This is a genomic window from Corallococcus exercitus, from assembly GCF_003611585.1.
GTDB classification, from domain to species: Bacteria; Myxococcota; Myxococcia; order Myxococcales; family Myxococcaceae; genus Corallococcus; species Corallococcus exercitus.
On record NZ_RAVW01000452.1, the window covers coordinates 1 to 7,401 of the forward strand.

Below are 7,401 nucleotides of genomic sequence, written 5' to 3' on the forward strand. Positions count from 1 at the left end.
CGCATGTCTCGTGGGCTCGGAGGTGTGTATAAGAGACAGAAGCTGGAGTGCGCCCTGAGCGTCCACCCGAAGGCCAAGGCGGGCGAGCCCGTGGAGGTCCTCTTCAAGCTCACCAACCGCGCTGCCACGCCCGTCTGGGTGCTCAAGTGGCAGACACCGCTGGAGGGCATCCTGGGCACCGTGTTCCAGGTCACCCGCGACGGCGAGGAGGTGCCGTACCAGGGCCCCATGGTGAAGCGCGCCGCCCCGTCCGCGGACAGCTACATGGCCATCGCCCCGGGCGCGACGGTGGAGAACACCGTGGAGGTGACGCAGGCGTATGACTTCAAGAAGCCGGGCACCTACCGCATCACCTTCCGCGACGCGCTGATGGACGTGGCCACGCGCAAGGAGGACGTGCCCCGCTCCGGCGGCGACTACAAGTCCACCCCGGTGACGTGCGCCCCGGTGGACGTGACGGTCGCCGCCCGCTGAAGGGCGCGCACGGAGGAAGAGGCCCTTCTGGATTTCCCCGGAACGGGAGGGGGCGGGCAGGCACGGTCCCCCTCCTCAGCCGGGCCCGGGCGCGATACACCTGGGCCCACCATGGCGGACACCTCCTCGATGAACATTCCGACGGTCGACCTGCTGGACCTCGCGTCGGGTGAACCGGCACGCCTCGAGCGCGCCGCGGCGGCCCTGCGCGAGGCCTTTGGCGTCTTCGGCCTCGTGTTCGTGAAGAACCACGGCGTGGACGCGCCCGCGCTGGAGCGCTTCTACGACGCGTTCTCCGCCTTCGTGGCCCGTCCTGACGCGCAGAAGCGCCCCCTGGGCCGCGCGGACCTCTGGTACCAGCGCGGCTGGACGCCTCCCAACACGGAGGTCGCCGTCGCGAGCAACGGGCAGCCGGACTTCAAGGAGTGCTACTTCGCGGCGCCCACCCCCACGGACCCGCAGTCCGCCATGGAGTTCCCGGAGCTGTACCCGGAGAACATCTGGCCGGACGACGCGCCGCCCTTCTTCCAGGAGGGCCTGCTCACCCTGGGCCGCGCGCTGCACGAGGCCGGCCTCAAGCTCTTGCGCGGCGCCGCCCTGGCGCTGAACCTGCCGCAGGACACCTTCACCGCCGCGTGCGAGAAGGCGCCCCACGTCACGCGCGCGCTCCAGTACCTGCCGCTGGGCCCCACCCAGGTGAACACCGGCATCCTCTGGGGCGAGGAGCACACCGACTTCAACCTGCTGACGCTCCTGCCCGGAGGCCGGTTCCTGGACCCGGAGGGCCGCCCCGCCGCGAAGCCGGACGACAAGAGCGGCCTGTACCTGCGCACGCGCGCGACGCCGGACGCGCCGCAGGGCCAGCTGGTGCGCGGCACCGCGCCCGCGGGCTGCATCGTGGCGCAGGTGGGCCAGCAGCTGGAGATCCTGACGGGCGGCACGTTCCTCGCCACGCCGCACGTCATCACCGCGCCGGGCGTGCCCGGGTGGCAGCGGCAGTCCGCCGCGCACTTCATGCACGTGCACACCAGCCAGGTGCTCTTCCCGCTGCCCGGCTTCCGCACGCCGGAGGCGGTGGCCAACTACGCGCCGCCGGTGCTCGCGGGCACGTACGACATCAAGACGCTGGTGGACATCGGCCTCGCGCCGCCCGCCGCGCTCGACAAGCTGGGCTACCGCCACTACGACCGGCTCAACCGGATGCGCGCGACCTCATAAGGCGCGCGCGGGGCCGTGCGCCCCTTGTGGCTGGCGGAGGAGGACGGGCTGCGTTACAGCGCAGCCACCTCCATGGACAGCCCCTCCGCCCCCGCTCCATCCATCTTCCGTCACCGCGACTTCCGGCTGTACCAGATCGCCCGCCTGTGCGCGGTGCTCGCGGCGCAGATTGAATCGGTGGCCATCGGCTGGCAGGTGTACGAGCTCACCGGGAGCGCGCTCGCGCTGGGCTACACGGGCCTGGCCCAGTTCGTCCCCTTCCTCGCCTTCAGCCTGCTGGGGGGACAGGTCGCGGACCGCTACGACCGCCGCCGCATCCTGGCGCTGTGCCAGGGCGTGATGCTGGTGTGCAGCCTGCTGCTCCTGACCTTCACGCTGGGCCACATCCAGGACGTGCGGTTCGTCTACGGCGTGCTGGTGCTGTTCGGCACCGCGCGAGCCTTCTACGCGCCCGCGGGCTCCGCGCTCACGCCCTACCTGGTGCCGCAGGAGGAGCTGACGCGCGCCGTGGCGGTGAACTCCATCACGTGGCAGGTGGCCACCATCACCGGCCCCGCCCTGGGCGGCCTGCTCTACGGGTGGCTGGGCGGCAAGGGCGTCTACATCACGTCCGCGTCGCTGTGCGCGCTCACCATCGTGTGGATCCTCTCGCTCAAGGTGCGCACCGGCAGCGCGTCGCGAGAGCCCGTCTCCCTGAAGACGCTCGTCGCGGGCCTGCGCTTCGTGCGCCAGAAGCGGATGCTGCTGGGCAGCCTCACCCTGGACCTCTTCGCGGTGCTGCTGGGCGGGGCGGTGGCGCTGCTGCCCATCTACGCGCGCGACGTGCTGCACACCGGCCCGTGGGGCCTGGGCCTCTTGCGCAGCGCTCCGGCCGCGGGCGCCGCGGTGGTGGCGGTGCTGCTCGCGTTCCGCCCGCTGGGCGGGCGCGCCGGCTGGAAGATGTTCATCGCGGTGGCGGTGTTCGGCGCGGCCACGCTGGTGTTCGGCCTGAGCACGTCCCTGCCCCTGTCGCTCGCGGCGCTCGCCATTGGTGGCGCGGCGGACATGGTGAGCGTGGTGGTGCGCCACACGCTGGAGCTGGTCTCCACGCCGGACGACATGCGCGGCCGCGTGAGCGCGGTGAACATGATGTGCATTGGCGCATCCAACGAGCTGGGCGAGTTCCGCGCGGGCTCGCTCGCCGAGGCCCTGGGCGCCGTGCACGCGGTGGTGATTGGCGCCGTGGGCACGTTGGTCGTCGTGGGCCTCTGGGCCTGGCTCTTCCCGGAGCTGCGCAACGTGGACCGGCTGGAGTCCGCCGAGCACCGCCCGCCCCTCCCCGAACAGGACGCCACCGAGTCCGCGCCCTCCGTCTGAGGCCGCACGGGCGCGGCGTGAAAACCAACGCGTCCGAAGGGTTGAACCCCGGGTGAGGGGGCTGTTGCCTGGGGGGCCACCCGGAGCCGGGCCTTGTAGCCAGGAAGGACACAACCGGGGCCCACCGGCCCCCACCTTCCGAGGAGCACCGCCGCTGGTATGGTCCGTGCTTGGACCCAGGTCCCATGGCGTACTATTTCCATGTGGTGGCACTCTGCGTAGGAGCCGCGCTCTGCCTCGTGTTGGGCCAGACCCTGTTCGAGGCGCCTGAACCCGCTCCCGCACCGGCCCCCAGCACCGCCCGGGCGGACGCCAACCCGCCCCGCGTCGTCCGGGCGGATGCGGGCCATCCTCGCAAGTAGGGCCCCACGCGAAGGCGCCCCCGCGCGATGATGCGCGCCTTCCCGTGAGCGCGACCGGCTCCTTCCTCCTGTTGCTGCTGCTCTGGGCGGTGCTCCTCGTGGGGGTGCTGTCCATCGTCGTGTCCACCCTGCGCACGGGCGCGCCGCCCATGCCCAGCTCGCCCCGGGTGCGGCGGGCGCTGCTCGCCATGCTGCCGGGGGACACCCGGGGCACCGTGCTGGACCTGGGCTCGGGGTGGGGGGACGTCGCCTTCGCGCTGGCGGACCACTGCCCCCAGGCGCGCATCGTCGCGTACGAGCTGTCCTGGCTGCCCTGGTGCTTCAGCCGGCTGCGCCAGCGCCTCTTCCCGCGCCCCAACCTCACGCTGGTACGCGGGGACTTCTTCGCCGCGTCCTTCCAGGACGCAACCTGCGTCGTCTGCTACCTGTCCCCGGGCATCATGACGCGCCTGGCGCCCCGCTTCGCCACCGAGCTTCCGGAAGGCGCACGCATCCTCAGTCACACCTTCGGACTCCGGGGGTGGAACCCGGTGCGCTTCGTGCGGCTCCAGGACCTGTACCGCACGCCGGTCTACCTCTACGAAGTGCCGCCCCGCGCGCCGCCCGGTGAGTAGAGTCCCCGTCCGTCCACCCCTTCTCGAAGAGACCCTCCCGCGATGAGTGACTTCCAGTTCCAGGACATGCTGCCGCTTGGCAAGGACGAGACGCCCTACCGCCTGCTCACGAAGGAGGGCGTCTCCACGTTCGAGGCGGGCGGCCGCACCTTCCTCCAGGTGGAGCCGGAGGCGCTCACGCTGCTCACGCGCGAGGCCATGCGGGACATCTCGCACCTGCTGCGGCCCGGGCACCTCCAGCAGCTGGCGAACATCCTCAAGGACCCGGAGGCGTCGTCCAACGACAAGTTCGTGGCGGTGGAGCTGCTCAAGAACGCGAACATCGCCGCGGGCGGCGTGCTGCCCTCCTGCCAGGACACCGGCACCGCCATCGTGATGGGCAAGAAGGGCCAGTACGTCCTCACCCGTGGCGGTGACGAGGCGGCCATCTCCCGGGGCGTGTTCGACACGTACCTCACGTCCAACCTGCGCTACTCGCAGATGGCGCCGCTGGACATGTACAAGGAGGTCAACACGGGCAACAACCTGCCCGCGCAGATCGAGCTCTACGCGACCGACGGCGACGCCTACAAGTTCCTCTTCATGGCCAAGGGCGGCGGCTCCGCGAACAAGAGCTACCTCTTCCAGGAGACGAAGGCCGTCCTCAACCCGCAGAGCCTGCTGGCGTTCCTGGAGCAGAAGATCCGCTCGCTGGGCACCGCCGCGTGCCCGCCGTACCACCTGGCCATCGTGGTGGGCGGCACGTCCGCGGAGTTCGCGCTGAAGACGGCGAAGTACGCCTCCGCGCGCTACCTGGACACCCTGCCCACGTCCGGCAACGCGCTGGGCCGGGGCTTCCGCGACGTGGAGCTGGAGCAGGAGGTGCTCAAGCTCACCCAGCGCACCGGCATTGGCGCGCAGTTCGGCGGCAAGTACTTCTGCCACGACGTGCGCGTCATCCGCCTGCCTCGCCACGGCGCGTCCTGCCCGGTGGCCATCGCCGTGTCCTGCTCCGCGGACCGGCAGGCGCTGGGGAAGATCACCCGCGACGGCGTCTTCCTGGAGGCGCTGGAGACGGACCCCGCGAAGTACCTGCCGGAGACGGCGGAGACGGACCTGTCCGGCGATGTGGTGAAGCTGGACCTCAATCGCCCCATGAGCGACCTGCGCGCGGAGCTGTCGCGCTACCCCATCAAGACGCGCCTGTCGCTGTCCGGCTCGCTGGTGGTGGCGCGCGACATCGCGCACGCCAAAATCAAGGAGCGCCTGGACCGGGGCGAGGGCATGCCCCAGTACCTCAAGGACCACATGGTCTACTACGCGGGCCCGGCGAAGACGCCGGAGGGCTACGCGTCCGGTTCGTTCGGTCCCACCACCGCGGGCCGCATGGACGCGTACGTGGATCAGTTCCAGGCGGAGGGCGGCAGCTTCGTGATGCTCGCCAAGGGCAACCGCTCCCCGGCCGTCACGGAGGCCTGCAAGAAGCACGGCGGCTTCTACCTGGGCTCCATCGGCGGCCCCGCCGCGCGCCTGGCCCAGGACTGCATCAAGAAGGTGGAGGTGCTGGAGTACGCCGAGCTGGGCATGGAGGCCGTGTGGAAGATCGACGTGGTCGACTTCCCGGCCTTCATCGTCGTGGATGACAAGGGCAACGACTTCTTCGCGAACATCAACAAGCCGTCCGCGAAGAAGTAGTCCGCAGGGTCCACCTTCCGGCGCGTGCTCTCAGTCGAACTCGAGCGCGCGCTGGAAGTCCGCCGGGTTGGAGGCCGCGCTCTGCGCCGTATCCAGCGTGATGTCCCCGTTGCGGTACAGCTGCGTCAGGTGCTGGTCGAAGGACTGCATGCCGAACATGTCGCGGCCCTTCTCGATGACGTCCTTCAGCTCCGCGGCGCGGTCATCCCGGATGTACTGCTCCACCGTCTTCGTCTGAACCATGATCTCCAGCGCCACCGTGCGGCCCTTGCCGGTGGCGCGCGGCAGCAGGCGCTGGGAGATGGTCGCCTTGAGGCAGTCCGCCAGGCGCATGCGCACCATGGTCTGCTCTTCCGCCGGGAACACCGACACCAGCCGGTTGATGGTGCGCGACGCGTCCGTGGTGTGCACCGTGGACAGCACCAGGTGGCCCGTCTCCGCCGCCTTCAGCGCGATGTCGATGGTCTCCGTGTCGCGCATCTCGCCCACCAGGATGACGTCCGGGTCCTGACGCAGCGCCGCACGCAGCGCGATGGCGAAGTTCTGCGTGTCCGGTCCAATCTCACGTTGGGAGATGGAGGACTTCACGTTCTTGTAGATGAACTCGATGGGGTCCTCGATGGTGAGGATGTGCAGGCTCTCCGTGTGGTTGATGTGGTTGATCATCGACGCCAGCGTGGAGCTCTTGCCGGACCCCGTCGCCCCCGTCACCAGCACCAGCCCGCGCTCGTTGCCGGCAATCGTCTTCAGCACCTGCGGCAGGCCCATGCCGTCGATGCTGGGAATCTCATCCGGGATGATGCGCAGGATGCACGCCAGCGAGCCGCGCTGCCGGTAGATGTTCACGCGGAAGCGCGCCACGCCCGGAAGGCTGTAGGACGAGTCGCACTCCTGCACGCTGTCCACCTGCGCCTTCATCAGCGGATCATTCATCACGTGCAGCGCCACCTGCTTCGTGTGATCCGCTTGGAGCTTTTCCATCTTCAACGGCCGGAGCACCCCGTTCACCCGGTAGATGGGCGGATCACCCGGCCGGAAGTGGATGTCCGAAGCCCCGTTCTGGACGCCGACGGTGAGCAGCTTGTTCAAGGTGTTCAGGTCCAGGGATTCCCTCTCACGTCACGCATGGAGCGGAGGATTCTAGGAGAAGGCCACCCAATCCCTCCACGGTTGCAGTGTGGAAGGCATTTCACCAGCCTCACTGTATTGAGTTTTCCCGCAAATCAAGGAAGGCGAGTACCCCGGGGGATGAAGGAACTGTCCTCGACTGCTCACCAGTGGCCGTCTTCCTGCCCAGGTGGCCCGGATGCCCTGCCCGGAATCCGTGGCGAACATCCGGGCATGAACGCACAAACCGAGCAGGCCCCCCACTACGAAGAGCTGTCTTCCGCTGACTACGCCGCCCTGGAGGTGTGGGATCCCACCCAGGTGGTGATTACGCCGCGCATGGCGGCCCGGCTGTGGTTGCAGACCAGCCTGCGGCTGACCCGGGCGCAGAAGGAGCTGCACGACGCCATCTTCGCCAATGACAACAGTGACGCCGCGAAGGACCGCTACGCGGAAGCCCGCGCGGAGCTGGACTCCGCGGAGGCGTGGGCCCTGCACGTGGCCCGCAACATCCCGCGTCACCGGTAGTCAGACTCCCACTCCATCCCCCCCGGACGTGGCACACGGGTGGCGGCGGGCAGGTGGCAGGACGGGCA

At 69.6% G+C, this 7,401-nt stretch carries 7 protein-coding genes; 6 read left to right on the forward strand and 1 reads right to left on the reverse strand.

Annotated elements, in window-relative coordinates; genetic code table 11:
* The 5 genes from D7W79_RS35420 to D7W79_RS35440 form a co-directional block, all read left to right on the forward strand.
* Nucleotides 1–474 (forward strand): protease (locus tag D7W79_RS35420; protein ID WP_208729923.1); only part of this gene is annotated, 474 nt, incomplete at its 5' end.
* Nucleotides 475–585: 111 nt separating this feature from the next.
* A complete protein-coding gene (locus tag D7W79_RS35425) occupies nucleotides 586–1,692 on the forward strand; it encodes an isopenicillin N synthase family dioxygenase (RefSeq protein WP_120529736.1) in 1,107 nt (368 codons plus the stop codon).
* A 72-nt stretch (nucleotides 1,693–1,764) separates the two neighbouring features.
* Nucleotides 1,765–3,048, forward strand: a complete 1,284-nt coding sequence (locus tag D7W79_RS35430) for an MFS transporter (protein ID WP_120529741.1) — start codon at nucleotides 1,765–1,767, stop codon at nucleotides 3,046–3,048.
* A 406-nt stretch (nucleotides 3,049–3,454) separates the two neighbouring features.
* Complete coding sequence (locus tag D7W79_RS35435) at nucleotides 3,455–4,024, forward strand: class I SAM-dependent methyltransferase (RefSeq protein WP_120529737.1); 570 nt, start codon at nucleotides 3,455–3,457, stop codon at nucleotides 4,022–4,024.
* 42 nt (nucleotides 4,025–4,066) lie between these two features.
* A complete protein-coding gene (locus D7W79_RS35440) occupies nucleotides 4,067–5,698 on the forward strand; it encodes a fumarate hydratase (protein ID WP_120529738.1) in 1,632 nt (543 codons plus the stop codon).
* Between the two features lie 30 nt (nucleotides 5,699–5,728).
* On the opposite strand, the gene D7W79_RS35445 is transcribed toward D7W79_RS35440, so the two are convergent.
* Complete coding sequence (locus tag D7W79_RS35445; RefSeq protein WP_244222146.1) at nucleotides 5,729–6,787, reverse strand: type IV pilus twitching motility protein PilT; 1,059 nt, start codon at nucleotides 6,785–6,787, stop codon at nucleotides 5,729–5,731.
* A gap of 252 nt (nucleotides 6,788–7,039) precedes the next feature.
* Between D7W79_RS35445 and D7W79_RS35450 the strand changes: the two genes are divergently transcribed.
* Nucleotides 7,040–7,333 (forward strand): FruA-associating protein, FapA, encoded by a 294-nt coding sequence (locus tag D7W79_RS35450; RefSeq protein ID WP_120529740.1) that lies wholly within the window; start codon nucleotides 7,040–7,042, stop codon nucleotides 7,331–7,333.
* Nucleotides 7,334–7,401 lie beyond the last annotated feature (68 nt).